We start from the raw sequence: 17,704 nt of genomic DNA, 5'->3' as shown, positions 1-17,704 counted from the left end.
CTCAGCCCCACCTCCGTGATTCGGCCACGAGTGCCTCGATCGCGCCGGCCGCCGAGCGCAGCGGGATCAGTCCGTCGAGCTCCAACTGGCCGGTCCAGGCGGCAAGCGCATCGGGCAGATCGATCCGGCGGACGTCGCCCGCGATGTTGTCGGTGGCCGCCCCCATCACCAGGACCGGCGTTTCCGGGACGGGCGCATGCATGTCCAGGGCAAGCAACTCCTCGCGGAACGTCGATGCCAACTTGAATCCCATCAGCTCGCCAGGATCAGCGGACGGGCCCTTGCGCGCGAACGGATAGCGCGTGGAAGACCGACGTTCGACGGCATCGAATGCGTCCAGCTCGCGCAGGTACGCGGCGGCATCGAGTACCGGCTGCCACAGCCACAGCGCCGAGGCACCCAGCCTTTCCGCTTCTGCGCGGGCAAGCATCGCCGACGCGCGGATGCCCATCAGCACCAGCGGCACGTCGCCGGCGCGCTCGCGCAGGGCCGCGGCCGCGAGCGCCATGTCGGACCTGGCCTGCGCCGGATGGAAATCCTCGCTGGCTCCGCCGGAATCCCAGGTGCCGAAGTAATCGAAGCGCAGGCAAGCCAGTCCCGACGCAGCCAGCTGGTCGGCGATGCCGGCGAAGAACCGGTAGCTGCGCATCTGTTCGTGCAGCAGCGGCGGGCACATCAGCACGCATGCGCGCACCTGGCCGCGGGGAGCGTGGTACAGCCCGAACAGCCGCCGGTCCGGCGGGCCGAAGTGGAACGGTTCGAGTACCGGAGCGCCTGCTTCGGAGGTCCCTCCCGTCGGCACCGCACCTTCACCCTGTTTCGGCACGCCGTCCATGCGTAATGGCGCATTGCCCTCCGTCACCGGAGCCGCCCCCACGTCCTGCGGCAGCGCTTCGGCGATCTGCGCCAGCGTCGACGAAGCCAGCATCAGCAGGTTCAACCGCACTCCCGTTTCGCGCTGCACCCGGTTGGCCATCTTCACCGCGAGCATGGAATGCCCGCCGATGTCGAAGAAGTTGTCGCCGGGCGCGGCATCGACGCCCAGCGCAGCCGACCAGACGTCGGCCAGGTAGCGGACCGCAGCGGATTGCCCCTCGAGCACGGACGCCTCCTGCCTGCGCACCATCGGTGCGGGCAGGCGCTTGCGGTCGACCTTGCCGTTGGGCAGCAGCGGGAACGCGTCGAGCACGACCAGGTGCTGCGGCACCATGTAAGGCGGCAGCGCCGAGCGCAGCGCCTCGAACAGCACCTTCTCGTCGACGGCCATGCCGGGCGCGGCGACGACGTAGCCGACCAGCCGCACGTCGCCCGGATGGTCCTCGCGCGTAGTCGCCACCGCACGCGCCACTGACCCGTCGGCCTCGAGTCGGGATTCGATCTCGCCCAGCTCGATGCGGTGGCCGCGTACCTTGACCTGGAAGTCGATGCGTCCCTGGTGCTCGATGACGCCGTCGCGCCGCCAGCGCCCGCGGTCGCCGGTCCGATACAGGCGCGGCGGCAGGCCGGTTCCGTAATCGCACGGCGAGATGCGGTCGGGGAAGAACTTCTCGGCGGTCAGCTCCGGCCGCCCCAGGTAGCCCAGGGCCACGCCCGCGCCGCCGATGCAGATCTCCCCGGGAACGCCGGGCGGGCAGGGTTGTCCGCGCTCGTCCAGCACCCAGACCGTGGTGTTCGCGATCGGGCGGCCGACGTGGATGTCCGGCACGGCGCCCGGCGCGGACCGCTCGACCCGGGCGCAGGTCGACCAGACGGTGGTTTCCGTCGGGCCGTACATGTTCCACAGCTCCACTCCGCGGTCGAGCAGCCGCGTGGCCAGCTCCGGCGACAGCGCCTCGCCGCCGCACAGCGCCTTGAAGGGATGACGCGGCCGCCAACCGGCGTCCAGCAGCATGTGCCAGGTGGACGGGGTCGCCTGCATCACGTCGACCCGGTCGCGTTCGATCACCGCCGCGATCGCTTCGCCATCCATTGCCGTTTCGCGGCTGGCGAGGACGACCTGCGCGCCGATGGCCAGCGGCAGGAACAGTTCCAGCACCGAAATGTCGAACGACGTGGTGGTCACCGCCAGCAGCTTGTCTTCCGACCCCAATCCCGGCGCATGGCGCATGCTTTCCAGGAAGTTGACCGCCGCGCCGTGCGGCACCTGTACGCCCTTGGGCTTGCCGGTCGAGCCGGACGTGTAGATGACGTAGGCGACTGACGATTCGATGACCGCCGCCTCGGAGGCATCCAGTGCGATCGCCTCCGCGCGCTCGATCTCGTCCGCATCGGCATCCAGCAGCAGCTGCCGTTCGCGTGGCCATTCCAGCGGCTGCGCCAGGTCGCCTTCGGACAGCACCAGCGCCAGGCCCGCGTCGTCGGCCATGAAGCGCAGGCGCTCGCCCGGGTACGCGGGGTCCAGCGGTACGTAACCCGCCCCGGCCTTGAGCACGGCCAGCAGGCCGGCCACCATGTCCAGGTGCCGGTCCAGGCAGACGCCGACGAGGTCGCCGGCACGCACGCCGCGCGCGCGCAGTGCATTGGCGATGCTGTCTGCACGCGCATGCAGCCGCGCGTAGGTGAGGATGCTGTTCTCGAACCGGAGCGCCACCCTGTCCGGCGAGGCGGTCGCCTGCGCCTGCAGCAACGACGTCAGCGTGCGTTGCGGCGGCCATGCGGCATCGGTGGAGTTCCATTCCGCAAGCAACGCACGGTCCTCGCCGCCAAGCAGGTTGGCATCGCCGATCGCGATCGAAGGCTCCCTGCGCAGCGCTTCGAGGAGCGCAAGGAAGCAGTTCCGCATCTGCGCGCCGGATTCGGCGGACATGATGTCCGCGCTGTAGTTGAGGTCGGCCTCCAGCCCATCGTGGTCCTCGAAACACCACAGCGCGATGTCCTGGTTGGCGGTGTGGTGCGGCAGCATCACGTGTTCGTAGCGCAGGTCGCCCCACTGGCCGCGGCGCTCGCGGATGTCCTGGTAGGAGAACATCGCCTGGTAGACCGGTGAGCGGCTCGCGTCGCGCGGCAGCCCGAGCTCGCGCACCAGCCGGTCCAGTGGCACGTCCGGGTGCGAGAAGCAGTCCAGCACCGCCGCGCGTACCTGAGACACCAGCGTCGAGAACGGCACGGACGGATCGAGCTGCATGCGCAGCGGCAGGACGTTGACGAAGTAGCCCATCACCCCGTCCAGGCCCTCGGGCACGTTGCGCACCGGCAGGCCGACCACTAGGTCGCGTTGGCCGGTGACCCGGTGCAGCAGCACGTACCAGGCCGCCAGCAGGGTCATGAACAGCGTGGCGTCGGCGTCCACGCCGAGTGCTCGCAGCGCCGATGTCGACGCCGCATCCACGCGCAGCAGCTGTGCGCCACCGCGACCGGTCGCCTGCGCGGGGCGCGGGAAATCCTCCGGCAGCTGCAGCGGCTCTGCGTGGCCGTCCAGGTGCGCCTTCCAGTGTGCGACCTGCGCGTCCAGTGCCGCTTCCCCTGCCTGCCGGACGTTCCAATCGGCGAACTCGACATAGCTGCGCTCCGGCTCCGGCAACGAAGCCTGCCTCCCGGAGCAACGGGCGTCGTACAGCGTCGCCATCTCGCTGCAGAACAGGTCGATCGACATTCCGTCCCAGGCCACGTGGTGCACCATGAGGAAGAGCACATGCTCCTCCGCGGACAGCCGGAACAGGCGAACGCGGTACAGCGGTGCCTGGTCGAGCGGAATGGGTTCCGCGGTGAGCTCATCCATGCGCCGCATCGCGACAGCTTCGCGCTCATCCGCGGGCAGGCCCGACAGGTCCTCGACCGGGAGCGCTGGTGCCACGTCGTCCAGCACCCGCTGCACCGCCCCGTCGCCTTCCGCATCAATGAACATGCGCAGCATCGGCTGGCGGCGCACGACTTCGGCGAACGCGGCTTCCAGCGTCGGCGGGTCCAGCGTGCCACGCAGGCGGTGCGCCGACTGGATGTTGTAGCCGGTGTACCCGGGATGCATGTGGTCCAGCATCCAGAGCCGCTGCTGCATCGTCGACAGCTGGCCAGTCCGCGGATCCGGCAGCGCCGGCACCGCCACGGCAGGCGCGGGCGTTGCGACTTTCGAACCGTCGAGCCGGCGTGCCAGTGACGCCACCGTTGGCTCTTCGAACAGCACCCGCAGCGGTACCGCGGTGGCGAATGTCGCCGACAGCCGCGACACCAGCCGCGCCGCAAGCAGCGAGTGTCCGCCGTTCGCGAAGAAGTCATCCTCGGCACTGACCTCCTGTACGCCCAGCACCTCGGCCATCAGCGCGGCGATGCGCTGTTCGGTCTCGCCGCGGGGTGCGCGGCGCCCCTGCACGGCCGGGGCGGCGGACTGCGGCGCCGGCAATGCCTTGCGGTCGACCTTGCCGTTGGGCAGCAGCGGGATCGCCGGCAACGGCACCAGGTGCTGCGGCACCATGTAGTCGGGCAACCGGTCGCGCAGATGCACGGACATCGCGGCTTCGTCCAGCGCGTGGCCGGGATTCAGCACGACGTAGGCCACCAGGCGCACGTCGCCGGGGCGATCCTCGCGCGCCATCGCCACCACGCGCGCGACCGCCGGATGCGCGGCGAGGTTGGCTTCGATCTCGCCCAGTTCGATGCGATGGCCGCGCACCTTGACCTGGAAGTCCAGGCGACCGTGGTGCTCGAGCTGGCCATCCGCACGCCAGCGGCCACGGTCGCCGGTGCGGTACACGCGCGCGCCCTGGCGCGCGGCCGGGTCGTAGCGGTCAGCGATGAAGCGCTCGGCGGTGAGTTCCGGGCGGTCGAGGTAACCGAGGGTGACGCCCTCTCCACCGATGCAGATCTCGCCGGGAACGCCGCGCGGACAAAGTTCGCCGCGCTCGTCGAGGATCCAGACCTGGGTATTCGCGATCGGGCGGCCGATGTGGATGTCCGGTGCGCCATCGCGCCCGGGCAGGATGCGCGTGCAGGTGGACCAGACCGTCGTTTCGGTGGGACCGTAGAGGTTCCACAGCGCGCCGCAGCGCGCCAGCAGCTGTTGCGCCAGGTCCGGCGCCATCGGTTCGCCGCCGCACAGCGCGGAGAAGCCCGCCCCGCCCTGCCAGCCCGCCTCGAGCAGCAGGTGCCAGGTCGCCGGCGTAGCCTGCATCATCGTGGCGCCGGTTTCGCGCAGGCACGCGGACAGCGCGTCCGCGTCGCTGGCGGTGTCGCGGTCGGCAACCACGACCTGGGCCCCTACGCTCAGCGGCAGCAACAGCTCCAGCACGGCAATGTCGAACGAGAGCGTGGTCACCGCCAGCAGGCGATCGGCGGCCGTGATGCCCGGTTCGGCCTGCATGCCGACGAGGAAGTTCGACACCGCGCCATGCGGCACCTGCACGCCCTTGGGCCGGCCGGTGGAGCCGGAGGTGTAGATGACGTAGGCGACCGATTCAGGCAGCGCGCCGTCCACGTCGCGGCCGATGCGCATGGCCGGCTGCGCGGCCAGTGCCTGCTCCAGTTCGTCGAGTACCAACACCGGCCGCCCGGCGAGGTCGACCCGGCCGCGGTGGCGACGCTGCGTCACCAGTGCGGCAAGCCCTGCGTCGTCGGCCATGTAAGCCAGCCGTTCGGCCGGAAAGCCAGGGTCCAGCGGCACGTAGCCGGCGCCGGTCTTGAGGATGCCCAGCAGCGCCGCCAGCATGTCCGCGTCGCGGTCGACGGCCAGCCCGACCAGCGTGCCGCGACGCGCACCGCCGGCACGCAGCAGCCGCGCGATGCGGTTGGCGCGCGCTTCGAGCTGCGCGTAGGTGAGCACGACGCCACCGGCGCGCACGGCGACCGATTCCGGCGTCAGGTCGCACTGCCGCTCGAAGTACTCGTGCATCCGGCAGTCGCGATCGAACGGCACCGGCGCCGGCTGCAGCGCAAGCAGCTCGGAGAACGCTTCATCGCGCACCAGAGGCAGTTTCGCCACCAGTTGCTCCACGTCCTCGACGGCCGCGCGCAACAGGCTCTGATAGGCCGCCAGCCACCGCCGCACCGTGGCCTCGTCGAACAGCTCGCGGTTGTACTGGCATTCCAGCCGCAGCGCGCCTTGCACCTGGGCTGCGTTGATGAACAGTTCGAAGGTGTCGTGGCTGCGCGGGTTGTCGAAGAATTCCAGCTCCAGCCCTGGGAAGGCCTGCGCCTCGTTCTCCAGCGCCTGGTCGATGTTGAACATCACGCTGACCAGCGGCATGCGGCCGGGGTCGCGGGTGATCGGCAGCTTCTTCAGCAGCGTGCCGAAGGTGTAGCGCTGGTGTTCGAGCGCGTCCAGCAGGACATCCTGCGCGGCATCGATCGACGCGCCGAAGCCGGACTCCGGATCCAGGTGGAAGCGCAACGGCAATGTGTTGACGCAGTGGCCGACCAGCGTGGCGTGGCCGCCGGCCGCCTGGCCCGCCGCCGGGATGCCGACCACCACGCTGTCCTGCCCCGCGAGCCTGCCCAGCAGGGTCGAGAAACCGGCGAGCAGGGTCGCAAACAGGCTCGCCCCGCGCCGCGCGCCCAGCCGCCGCAGCGAGGCGGTGAGGTCGGCGTCCAGCACGTGGTCCACGCGCGCCGAGGCGAAGCTGCGCCGGGTCGGCCGCGGACGGTCGGTGGGCAGGTCCAGCACCGGGACTTCGTCGGCAAAGCGCGCCAGCCAGAACGCCTCGTCCTCCTGCTGGCGTCGGGGATCGGCCTGCGCCTCGGCCATCGCATACGCGCTGTAGGCGTCGGCAGGCGGCAGCGGCTGCGCAGGCGACCCCGCGTGTTGCGCGTAGAGCGCGCCCAACTCGCGCACGACCACCCACCACGACCAGCCGTCGCAGGCAGCGTGGTGCGCGCTGAGCACGAGCTGGTGTTCGACCGGCGACAGCCGCAGCAGTTCGGCACGGAACAACAGGTCGCTGGTCACGTCGAACGGCGTATCGACCGAATGGCGCACGCGCGCATCGATCGCCTCGCGCTGCGTGTCGCCTTCCAGCGTGGACAGATCGGCGACGACGAGGGCGAACGGAAGCGGCTTGCGGATGCACAGCCGCTCCCCCTGCGGATCGAACGATGCGCGCAGCGATTCGTGCCGGTCCACCAGCGACTGCAGCGCGCGCGCCAGCGCATCACGGTCCAGGCTGCCGTTCAGGCGCAGCGAAACCGAAAGATTGAACGACAGCGACGCATCGCTTCCGAGCTGGTCGGCGAGCCAGATCTCCCGCTGCGGCTCGGTGCTGGCGACGACGCGCGCCAGTTCGCCGCCGGCGAAGGGATCGTAGTCCACCAGTTCCATCGGAACTTCCGACTCCAGCACAGCGCGCGTCATCCCGCCACCTTCATGTAGCCCCCCGGGCGCTGCGGGTCGGACAGGTACCAGGCCGGCTCGCCTTCCGGCGTGCGTCCGAGGCGGGCGCCCGGAACGACCGGCTGGTCCGCGTCCATCAGTGCGACGGCGATGCCTTCACCGGAATCGCCGGAATCGCCGGGAGTGTCGGCTGCCAGCGCGGCGGGCGGCAGCGCGGCAATTTCGGGCAGAGCGTTCGGGTCGCCTCCAGAAGCCAGAGCCAGCTGCCGGGACATCAGTTCGTGCTGCCTGCGGACCACCTCGCGCAGCGTTTCCGCATCGACCGCATCGGTCTTGGCAAGCAGCGCCAGCTGCTGCGACATGACCTGCAACTGCTGGTCGACCAGCGTGCGCATTCCAGCACTGTCGCTGCCGACCGCGGAGGGCACCGCACTCGACCGCGCCGTTGCCGCGGGTTCCGGCTGCGGCGGTACGGAAGCCGCCTTCGCCGCGGCAACCTCGACCACCGGCTCGTCCGGCAGCTGCGGCGCCAGCATCGCGGCCAGCGCTCCCAGCGACGAGCACTCGCCCATCAGCTGGCGGAACGTCACCTTGACGCCGAAGGCCTTCTGCAGCTGCAGCGCGATCTGGGTCAGCATCAGGCTGTCGAGACCGGCCTCGATGAAGTTCAGGTCCGGGTCCGGCACTTCCAGCCCGGCGGCATCCTCGAAGAGGGCGCGCAGGCGCGCGACCAGGCGCTCCCCGCTACTCTGGCCGGCGGCGTGCGTCGCGGCGGACGACAGGTTCTCGACCAGGTGCAGCCCGCCCCGCTCCACGGCATCGGCATTGCTGGCCGGGTGCGGCAGCACGGTGGCCGACGGCGCCGGCGAGGCTTCGATCCAGTAGCGCTGGCGCTCGAAAGCGTAGGTCGGCAGGCACACCCTGCGGCGGCGCTGGCGACGATCCAGGCTCGGCAGGTCGATCGCCACGCCGTGCATCCACAGTTGCCCTGCGGCGCGGCGGAACTCGATCAGCTCGCCTTCGGCGTCGGCCGCGAGCGACGACACCGCCGCCTTCCCGGCCTTCGCCAGCTGCGGATGCTGGCGCGACAGGGCGGCCAGCGTGGTGCGGCTGCCGACTTCGAGCAGCACGCGCGCGGGCAGGTCCAGCGCCTGCAGCAAGGCGGCCGAGAAGCGCACGGGCTGGCGCAGGTGCCGCGCCCAGTAATCCGGGGATGTCGCGGTTTCGGCGTCGAGCCACTGCGCGGTGGCGGTGGACAGCACCGGCAGCTGCGGCGCATGGCGCTCGACCGCGGCGACTTCGGCGCGGAACTGCTCAACCACCGGGTCCATCATCGCCGAGTGGAACGCGTGCGAAGTGTGCAACGCGCGGCAGGCGATGTCCTCGCCTTCGAGCACCGACTGGAACGCCGATACCGCTGCCGCCGGCCCGGACACCACGCACGCACCGGGCGCGTTCTCCGCTGCCAGCGACAGTTCCGCAGGCAACCGCGCCAGCAGCGCGTCGGCGGGCAGGCGCACCGAGAGCATGCTGCCGGCCGGCCGGGCCTGCATCAGGCGGCCGCGGCGCGCCACCAACTTCAGCGCATCCTCCAGCGAGAACACGCCGGCCAGCGTCGCGGCGGGGAACTCGCCGATGCTATGGCCGAGCATCGCCACCGGCGTGACACCCAGGCTCATCCACAGGCGCGCCAACGAGTACTCGATGGAGAAGATCGCCGGCTGCATCACCGATGTCGGCAGCAGCGCGTCGGCATCGTCGCCGAACACCACGTCGCGCAGGTCGAACCCCAGTTCCCCGCGCAGGCCTTCGACGCAGGCGTCGAATGCTTCGCGGAAGCGCGGCTCGGCCGCGTGCAGCGCACGCCCCATCCCGGCGTACTGCGAGCCCTGTCCCGGGAACAGGAACACCGCGTCGCCGGCATGCGCCGGGCGCCCGCGTGCGATCGCGGCGGCCGTTTCCGCGCTGCGAAGCTGTTCGGCGGCATGGCCGGCATCACGCGCGGCCACCGCGATGCGGTGCGGGAACGCCTTGCGCCCGATCGCCAGCGTCCACGCCACGTCGGCGAGGTTCGCATCGGCATGCGTGTCGAGGTGGTCGGCCATGCGCTGCGCCATGTGGCCCAGCGCGACCGGCGTGCGCGCGGACAGCACCAGCACCTGCGGGCCCTCGCCGGTTTCCGGCTCGTCCGCGGGCGGCGCTTCCTGCATCACCACGTGCGCGTTCGTGCCTCCCACGCCAAACGAGCTGACGCCAGCCAGCCGTGTGGCATCGGGCAAGCGCTTCCAATCGCTGGCTTCGCCGTTGACGACGAACGGCGTGGCGCCGAAATCGATCGCCGGATTGGGCACCGTGAAATGCACCGTGCCCGGGATGCGCTCCTCGCGCAGCGCGCAGGCGGTCTTGATGACGCCGGCAGCCCCGGCGGCGATGACAAGATGGCCGACGTTGCTCTTGACCGAGCCCACGCGGCAGAAGCCGTTGTCGTCGGTGCCCTGACGGAACGCCTTGGTGAGGCCCTCGATCTCGATCGGGTCGCCCAGCGGCGTGGCCGTGCCGTGTGCCTCGACGTAGCCGATCTCGCGCGGCGACACGCCGGCGTCGGCGTGCGCCATCGTGATCACCGCGGCCTGCCCGTCGCTGCTCGGCGCGGTGAAGCTGGCCTTCAAGCCGCCGTCGTTGTTGATCGCCGCGCCACGGATGAGCGCGTGGATCGTGTCGCCATCGGCCAGCGCATCGGACAGGCGCTTGAGCAGCACCACCGCCGCTCCGTCCCCGAACACCGTGCCCTGCGCATCCTTGTCGAACGCGCGGGTGTGGCCGTCGGGCGACAACATCGCCCCCTCGATGTAGCGGTAGCCGCTGTTCGGCGGACAGGTGGCCGATGCCGCGCCCGCCAGTGCCATGTCACACTGCCCGGCACGCAGGCTGTCCACCGCCTGGCAGATCGCGACCAGCGAAGTCGAGCATGCCGTGTGCGTGCTGATCGCCGGGCCGGTGAGGTTGAGCTTGTGCGCCACGCGCGTGGCGATGAAGTCCTTCTCGTTGTTGACCATCACCTGGAACGCGCCGAGCTTTTCGATCAGGTCGGGGCGATGCGCGATGTGGTGCTGGAAATAGGTGGCGTTGTTCATGCCGGCGAACACGCCCACCGGCCCGGGCGTGGCGTCGGGCACGTAACCGCCGCGCTCCAGGCACTCCCAGCACAGTTCCAGGAAGATGCGCTGCTGCGGATCCATCAGCTCGGCTTCGCGTGGGCTGATGCCGAAGAACGCCGCGTCGAACTGGTCCAGCCCGTCGATGACGCCACGCGCGGCGACGTAGTCCGGGTCGTCGCGCTCGCTGGCGGGAATCGCGGGATCGAGCTGCTCCGGCGAGAACCGGGTGACGGTGTCGCGGCCGTCCAGCAGGTTCTGCCAGAACGCCTCGACGTCGTTCGCGCCCGGGAAGCGCCCGGCCATGGCGACGATCGCGACCGGCTCGCGCACGCCTTCGGCGCTGCGGCCGCGGCCGATCCGCAGCCGGTCCAGAGCGCCGCCACCCTGGCCTTGCAGCGCCGACGCCAGCCCTGCCGGAGTGGGATGCCCGAAGAACACCGTGGCCGGCACGGCGATCGTTTCCCCGCCGTCGCCGCCGACCGCGACGTGCCGCCGCACGTGCTCGAGCAGGCGCATGGCCAGCAGCGAGTTGCCGCCCAGGTCGAAGAAGTTGTCGTTGCGGCCGACGCCATCCACGCCGAGGATCGCGGTGAATGCCGCCGACACCTGGCGCTCGACCTCGTTGGCTGGCGGCTCGTAGTGCGTGGCCAGCTCCGGCCGCGCGTTGCCGGGTTCGGGCAGGGCGCGCCGGTCCAGCTTGCCGTTTGGCGTGACCGGCAACGCATCCAGTCGCATGAACCACGCGGGGATCATGTGTTCCGGCAAGCGGCTACCCAAGTGTGCGCGGAACGCCTCCACGCTCACCGCGCCGTGGCCGGCGGCTGGCACATAGTAGGCGCCGATCTGCAGGTCACCGGTGCGGTCCGGGCGCGCCAGCACCACCGCCGCGCCGACGCCTTCGTGTTCGAGCAGGCGCGCCTCGATCTCGCCCAGCTCGATACGGAAGCCGCGGATCTTGACCTGGAAGTCGTTGCGGCCGAGATACTCGATGCTGCCGTCCGACCGCCAGCGGCCGAGGTCGCCGGTGCGGTACATGCGCGCGCCGGCCTCATCGGAGAACGGGTCTGGAAGGAACCGTTCGGCAGTGAGTTCGTCGCGATTGAGGTATCCGCGGCCAACCTGGACGCCGCCGATGTAAAGCTCGCCGGTGACGCCGCGGGGCACGGGTTCGCGATGTGCGTCGAGCACGTACATGCGCGTGTTGGCGACCGGCCGGCCGATCGGGACACTGATCCTGTCCGCACCAGGTTCACAGCGCCACGCAGTAACGTCGACCGCGGCTTCAGTCGGGCCATAAAGGTTGTGCAGCTCGACGCCGGGCAGCAGCTCATGGAAGCGCGCGACCGCCGATGCAGGCAGCGCCTCGCCGCTGCACATCACGCGCCGCAGGATGGACGCGCATCCCACCGCGCTGCGCTCCTCCAGGAAGGCATGCAGCATCGACGGCACGAAATGCATCGTCGTGATCCGCTGCTCGCGCACCAGCGCGGCGAGGTAGGCTGGATCCTTGTGGCCCTCCGGCCTGGCCATCACCAGCCTGGCGCCGGTGAGCAGTGGCCAGAAGAATTCCCACACCGAAACGTCGAAGCTGAAGGGCGTTTTCTGCAACACCGCGTCGCCGGCGTCGATCCGGTACTCGTCCTGCATCCACAGCAGCCGGTTGACGATGCCGCGATGCTCGTTCATCGCGCCCTTCGGCAGGCCGGTCGAGCCGGAGGTGTAGATCATGTAGGCGAGGTGGCTCGCAGTGAGGCCGACCTCGTCCGGATCGGGATTCGAATCGGGCCGCGCCTCCCATGCGGGCGCCGGATCGTCCAGGTCCAGCAGCGCGCACGTGGCCTGCAGTTCCCCGAGCAGGGGCCGCAGCTTGCGTTCGGTCAGCAACACCTTCGGCGCGCTGTCGTCGAGCATGTGTGCCAGGCGGTCGGGCGGATACGACGGATCCATCGGCACGTAGGCGCCGCCGGATTTTAGGATGGCGAGCAGGCCCACCACCATCCGCCAGCCGCGCTCGATGCAGATGCCGACCCGGTCGTCCGGACGCACTCCCAGGCTACGCAGGTGGTGCGCAAGCCGGTTGGCCGCGGCGTTGAGTTCGGCGAAGGTGAGGCTGCGGTCTTCGGCGGCAACCGCGATCGCATCGGGCGTGCGCGCGACCTGCGCCTCGATCAGCGCGTGCAGGCAGGCATCTCGCGGATACGCCACGGTTGTGTCATTGAATTCCTCCAACACCTGCCTGCGCTCGTCTGCGTCGAGCATCGGCATGCGCAGGATGTCCGCGCCGTCGTCGGCGAGCATCGACTGCAGCAGGGCGCACCAGCAATCGAGGTAGCGATGCGCGGTATCAGGCTGGAACAGAGCGCGATCGTAGGCCAGCCGCACGTCGTGGCCATTGCCGGCCTCCACGACCTGCATCGCCAGCTCGCTGCCCTGCGCCGTCGTATCCGCCGGTTCTCGATCGGCGAATGAAACCTGCCAGCGACGATCGGCTGCCGCGGCGGATTCACTGGCGTTCGCGCGGGCTACCTGCACTGCGATTGCAGCCAGGCGCACGCAACCGGCGGCGTCGAGTTCGTCTGGCAGCTCGAAGCGCAACGGCAGCGCAGGCCCCGCACTGCCTGCGTGCAACATCGTCAGCTCCGACTGCCCGGACAGGCGCCGCACGAGCACCAGCCACGTGGCCAGCAGGACCGTGGACGCGTCCACATCGTGCATCGACGCCAGCGCACGCACCTTGCCTGCGGTGTGCGCATCGAGGATGGCATCGACGTACGCGTATTCCGTAGCCAGCCCCGTCCGCATCGCGTCCACGGGGATCTCGATCGACTCCGGCGCATCCGCCAGCACGGATTCCCGATAAGTCCCGCCTGCCGTCATTGCCTGGACCGCTCCCCAGTCGTGTTGACCTACTTCTGGATTACGGATTCCACAGGGTTTGCAGGCCAGTCAGGACGCCGCGCGAGGCTCCTTGGCGAGCACGCGAACGATCGGCGTGCCGGGAGGACAGGCAGCCGCGCAGGCCCAGTCCGGGCCTGCATCGACCATGTGCAGCGACGCTTCGCGCCCGGCAAAACGTTCGCCCGGCAACGGCAAGGGCACGCCCATGGGCGCGGTGAACATCTCCATCTCGCATTCGAGCCCGATGCCGGCCGCCTTCAGCAACGCTTCCTTGCGCACCCAAAGGTCCAGCAGCGCATGGCCCCGCGCATTGGCGGGAAGGCCGTCCAGCGCACCGCGTTCATCGCGATGGACGACGCGTTCGAGGATCGAATCCATGTCCTGCGCGCGGTCGACAGGCTCAAGGTCGATTCCCACCGGTCCCGCGGCAGAGACCGCGAACACCGCACGGCCGGCTGCGTGGCTCAGGCTGGTATGCCAGGCATCGTCCGGCAATCGCGGGCATCCCTTTTCGTCGCGCGTGATGTCTACCTCCGCCGGGGCCTGCTTGAGCACCCGCGACAGCAGCAGCCTGTGCAGCGCGTAGGTCGACACCAATGCGTCGCGATTGCGCGGATCGCGCTGCCTTTGCGCGCGCGCGGCTTCGGTCGCGTCGAGCAGTGCCAGCGCCCCGCTCCCGAAACGGCGCCAGCCATCGAGGTCGAAGACCACGACAAGCACTCCCCGCGTGGCCAGGTCGGCCAGGTCGGAAGCATCGATGGCGACCGCTTCGGCGAATGCGTCGCGCATGCCTTGCCAGGGAGGAGCGGACGCGTGGAACCGATGCGAGAGGTCTGACATGGCCCGATGGTGGCGTTGCCTGGAACCACAGGCAAGCCCGCACACAAAAAAGCCGGCGAATCGCTTCGCCGGCTTTCGTGTCGTCACTGGCGCGCCCGGAGAGATTCGAACTCCCGACCCCCAAGTTCGTAGCCTGGTGCTCTATCCAGCTGAGCTACGGGCGCGCATGAAACAGAAGCGGAATTTTGCCGGAGTACCGGCGGTTCCGTCAATCTCGACAATCTCCGCCGGCCGTTGCCTTGCCCATGCCCCGCGGTTCAGGCAGGGACTGGAGAAAGGTTCCGCGGGTGTTGTCTGGAACTGGCGGAGAGTGAGGGATTCGAACCCTCGATAGAGCTATAAACCCTATACTCCCTTAGCAGGGGAGCCCCTTCAGCCACTCGGGCAACTCTCCGGACCTGCCGGTCCGGCGATCACCGGGCCGGAACAGGACGCGAAGAATACCGGGTCATTCGGGGTCCGGCAAATCTTCCTTCGAAGCGGGGGGCTTCGCACCGGACTCTGCATCATCGCCGCGCTGGATGCGCTCGTAGATTTCCTCTCGATGAACGGCCACGTCCTTCGGCGCCGTGATACCGATGCGCACCTGATTGCCCTTGACGCCGAGCACGGTCACGGTCACCGAGTCTCCGATCATCAAGGTTTCGCCGACGCGGCGGGTGAGGATCAACATTTATCCGTCTCCATGAACCCGGGCCGCGCGTGCGGGCCGGTACGTCCTTCGGCCCGATTGCCGAAAAAACGTTTACAGTTTTGCGAAACGAACGATGTTAAGGGCTGCGAACGGCCAGCGGCAAGCTCCGGAAGTCACGGCTTGTGGCGTCATTCATGCAGCCGCGAGACGACCCAGGCGGCCACGCCGCCAAGCGCCGTCCCGAGGGCAGGTCCGTCCTCGCCGCCGCCCTGGGCAAGGTCCGGGCGTCCACCGCCCTTGCCGCCGATCTGGCCGGCGATATGGGCCAGCAGATCGCCCGCCTTGACCCGCTTCAACGCGGTGCCGCCGACGCCGGCCACCAGCGCGGCCTTGCCGCCGCTGGCGCCGGCCAGCACCACCACGGTATCGCCGAGCTGCTGCTTGAGGCGGTCGACGGCCTCGCGCAGCGCCTTGGCGTCGAAGCCCTCCAGCCGCGCGGCAAGGACCTTGATGCCGTCGACCTCGACCGCGCCCGAGGCGAGATCGGCGGTCGCACCGCTGGCGGCCTTGGCCTTCAACGACTCCAGCTCGCGCTCAAGTTTTTTCTGCCTGTCCAGCAGCGTGCGCAGCTTGTCGGCCGTTTCCGCCGTGGTGCCGCCCAGCAGCTGCGCGGCCTCGCCCAGCCACCGTTCTTCGGCGGCGACATGGTCGAGTGCGCCCTGCCCCGTCACCGCCTCGATCCGGCGCACGCCGGCCGAGACGCCGCCCTCGGACACGATCTTGAACAGGCCGATGTCGCCAGTGCGCGAGACGTGGGTGCCGCCGCACAGCTCGGTGGACGTGTCGCCCATGCGCAGCACGCGCACGCGCTCGCCGTACTTCTCGCCGAACAGGGCCATCGCGCCGAAGTCCAGCGCCTCCTGCATGCCCATGTGCCGTACCTCGGCGCCGTGGTTGGCGCGGATCTCGGCGTTGACGCGGCGCTCGACCTCGGCCAGTTCCGCGGCCGTCATCGGCTGGAAGTGCGAGAAGTCGAAGCGCAGGCGGTCGGGGGCGACCAGTGAGCCTTTCTGGGTAACGTGCGTGCCCAGCACGGCGCGCAGCGCGGCGTGCAGCAGGTGGGTGGCGCTGTGGTTGAGGATGGTCGCGCCACGGCGCGCATCGTCGACCGAGGCGACGACGTGGTCGCCGAGCTTCAGCGTGCCAGCCGCGAGCTTGCCGACGTGGCCGTGGAACTGGCCGGCGTACTTGTGCGTGTCGGACACGGTGAAGCGCACGCCCTGCCCGTCCAGCTCGCCCGTGTCTCCGACCTGCCCGCCGGACTCGGCGTAGAACGGGGTGCGGTCGAGGAACACCACGACCTCGTCACCGACCTCGATCGAATCGACCGGGCGCCCGTCGCGCAGCAGCGCGACCACTTCCAGGCCGCCCGCGGTGAGCGCGTCGTAACCCAAAAATTCCGTCGGTTGCAGCTTCGCGACCAGGTCGGCCGGCAGGCCCGCGCTGGAAGAGAACTTGCCCGCCGCGCGCGCGGTCTCGCGCTGGTGCTCCATCGCCGCGTCGAAGCCGGGCATGTCGACCGACAGGCCGCGCTCGCGGGCGATGTCGGCGGTCAGGTCGACCGGGAAACCATAGGTGTCGTAGAGGCGGAATGCGTCGGCGCCGGGGATCGTCCCGCCGCTGCGCGCGGCAACTTCGTCGAAGATGCGCATGCCCGAATCCAGGGTTTCGGCGAAACGCCCCTCCTCGGCCTTGAGCGCGCGCTCGACCAGTTCACGGTCGCGTCGCAACTCCGGGTACGCCTCGCCCATCAGCTCGTCGACGGTGGCGACCAGCTTGTGGAAAAACGGTTCGCGCACGCCCAGCATCCAGCCGTGGCGCAGCGCGCGGCGGATGATCCGGCGCAGCACGTAGCCGCGACCTTCGTTGGACGGCAGCACGCCGTCGACGATGAGGAAGCTGCAGGCGCGGATGTGGTCGGCGATCACGCGCAGCGACTTGTTCTCCAGGTCCGCGGTGCCGGTCAGCTCGGCGGCCCTGCGGATCAACGTCTGGAACAGATCGATCTCGTAGTTGCCGTGCACGTGCTGCAGGATCGCGGCCAGGCGCTCCAGGCCCATGCCGGTGTCCACGCACGGCGCCGGCAGCGGCTGCAGGCTGCCATCCGGCTGGCGATCGAACTGCATGAACACCAGGTTCCAGATCTCGATGAAGCGATCGCCATCCTCGTCGGGCGAACCTGGCGGGCCGCCGGCGATGTGCGCGCCGTGGTCGTAGAAGATTTCGGTGCACGGGCCGCAGGGGCCGGTGTCGGCCATTTGCCAGAAGTTGTCCGAGGCGTACGGCGCGCCCTTGTTGTCGCCGATGCGGATGATGCGTTCGGGCGGCAGGCCGATGTCGCGATGCCAGATGTCGAAGGCTTCGTCGTCGGTCTGGTAGATGGTCACCAGCAGGCGTTCGGTGGGCAGCTTCCAGACCTGCGTCAGCAGTTCCCAGGCCCAGGCGATGGCGTCCTTCTTGAAGTAGTCGCCGAACGACCAGTTGCCGAGCATCTCGAAGAAGGTGTGGTGGCGCGCGGTGTAGCCGACCTGGTCGAGGTCGTTGTGCTTGCCGCCCGCGCGCAGGCAGCGCTGCACGTCGGCCGCGCGCACGTAGCTGCGCTTTTCGGCGCCGAGGAACACGTCCTTGAACTGGACCATGCCCGAGTTGGTGAACAGCAGGGTCGGGTCGTTGCCGGGCACCAGCGGTGCGGACGGCACGATGGTGTGGCCCCGTGCGGAGAAGAACTCGAGGAAGTCTCGGCGGATGTCGGAAGTGGTCGGGATGCTTGGCGTGGGCATGCTGGCTGGGGTCTGGAGGCTGGCGGGTACGGCGAGGCACCACGGTGTCCACCGGAGATGTGGACGTGGCGCCGGGCGG

The 17,704-nt window shown here is 69.7% G+C and carries 5 protein-coding genes and 2 tRNA genes; all 7 read right to left on the bottom strand.

The window, feature by feature from the left end:
- Position 1: 1 nt before the first annotated feature.
- The 7 genes from ACFONC_RS03790 to alaS all read right to left on the bottom strand — a co-directional run bounded on the left by ACFONC_RS03790 (position 2) and on the right by alaS (position 17,625).
- A complete protein-coding gene (locus tag ACFONC_RS03790) occupies positions 2–7,276 on the bottom strand; it encodes an amino acid adenylation domain-containing protein (RefSeq protein WP_386742389.1) in 7,275 nt (2,424 codons plus the stop codon).
- Complete coding sequence (locus tag ACFONC_RS03785; RefSeq protein ID WP_386742387.1) at positions 7,273–13,290, bottom strand: hybrid non-ribosomal peptide synthetase/type I polyketide synthase; 6,018 nt, start codon at positions 13,288–13,290, stop codon at positions 7,273–7,275. The genes ACFONC_RS03790 and ACFONC_RS03785 overlap by 4 nt, the downstream gene beginning before the upstream one ends.
- 69 nt (positions 13,291–13,359) lie before the next feature.
- Positions 13,360–14,238 carry a 4'-phosphopantetheinyl transferase family protein gene (locus tag ACFONC_RS03780; RefSeq protein ID WP_386742385.1) on the bottom strand — a complete coding sequence of 293 codons (879 nt, stop codon included), beginning with the start codon at positions 14,236–14,238 and terminating at the stop codon, positions 13,360–13,362.
- A tRNA-Arg gene (locus ACFONC_RS03775) sits at positions 14,239–14,315 on the bottom strand.
- A 137-nt stretch (positions 14,316–14,452) separates the two neighbouring features.
- Positions 14,453–14,545, bottom strand: a tRNA-Ser gene (locus tag ACFONC_RS03770).
- 54 nt (positions 14,546–14,599) lie between these two features.
- Positions 14,600–14,824 (bottom strand): carbon storage regulator CsrA, encoded by a 225-nt coding sequence (gene csrA, locus ACFONC_RS03765; protein ID WP_386742384.1) that lies wholly within the window; start codon positions 14,822–14,824, stop codon positions 14,600–14,602.
- Between the two features lie 149 nt (positions 14,825–14,973).
- Positions 14,974–17,625, bottom strand: a complete 2,652-nt coding sequence (alaS, locus tag ACFONC_RS03760) for an alanine--tRNA ligase (protein ID WP_386742383.1) — start codon at positions 17,623–17,625, stop codon at positions 14,974–14,976.
- Between the last annotated feature and the right edge of the window lie 79 nt (positions 17,626–17,704).

The organism is Luteimonas soli (assembly GCF_042648865.1).
In the GTDB taxonomy this organism is placed as follows: Bacteria; Pseudomonadota; Gammaproteobacteria; order Xanthomonadales; family Xanthomonadaceae; genus Luteimonas; species Luteimonas soli.
This window is presented reverse-complemented; position numbering and strand designations above follow the sequence as displayed.

What these genes read in the sequence shown, in the direction of transcription:
- ACFONC_RS03790 (WP_386742389.1), bottom strand. Translation starts at nt 7,276, where the DNA reads ATGACGCGCGCTGTGCTGGAGTCGGAAGTTCCGATGGAACTGGTGGAC.
- ACFONC_RS03785 (WP_386742387.1), bottom strand. Translation starts at nt 13,290, where the DNA reads ATGACGGCAGGCGGGACTTATCGGGAATCCGTGCTGGCGGATGCGCCG.
- csrA (WP_386742384.1), bottom strand. Translation starts at nt 14,824, where the DNA reads ATGTTGATCCTCACCCGCCGCGTCGGCGAAACCTTGATGATCGGAGAC.
- alaS (WP_386742383.1), bottom strand. Translation starts at nt 17,625, where the DNA reads ATGCCCACGCCAAGCATCCCGACCACTTCCGACATCCGCCGAGACTTC.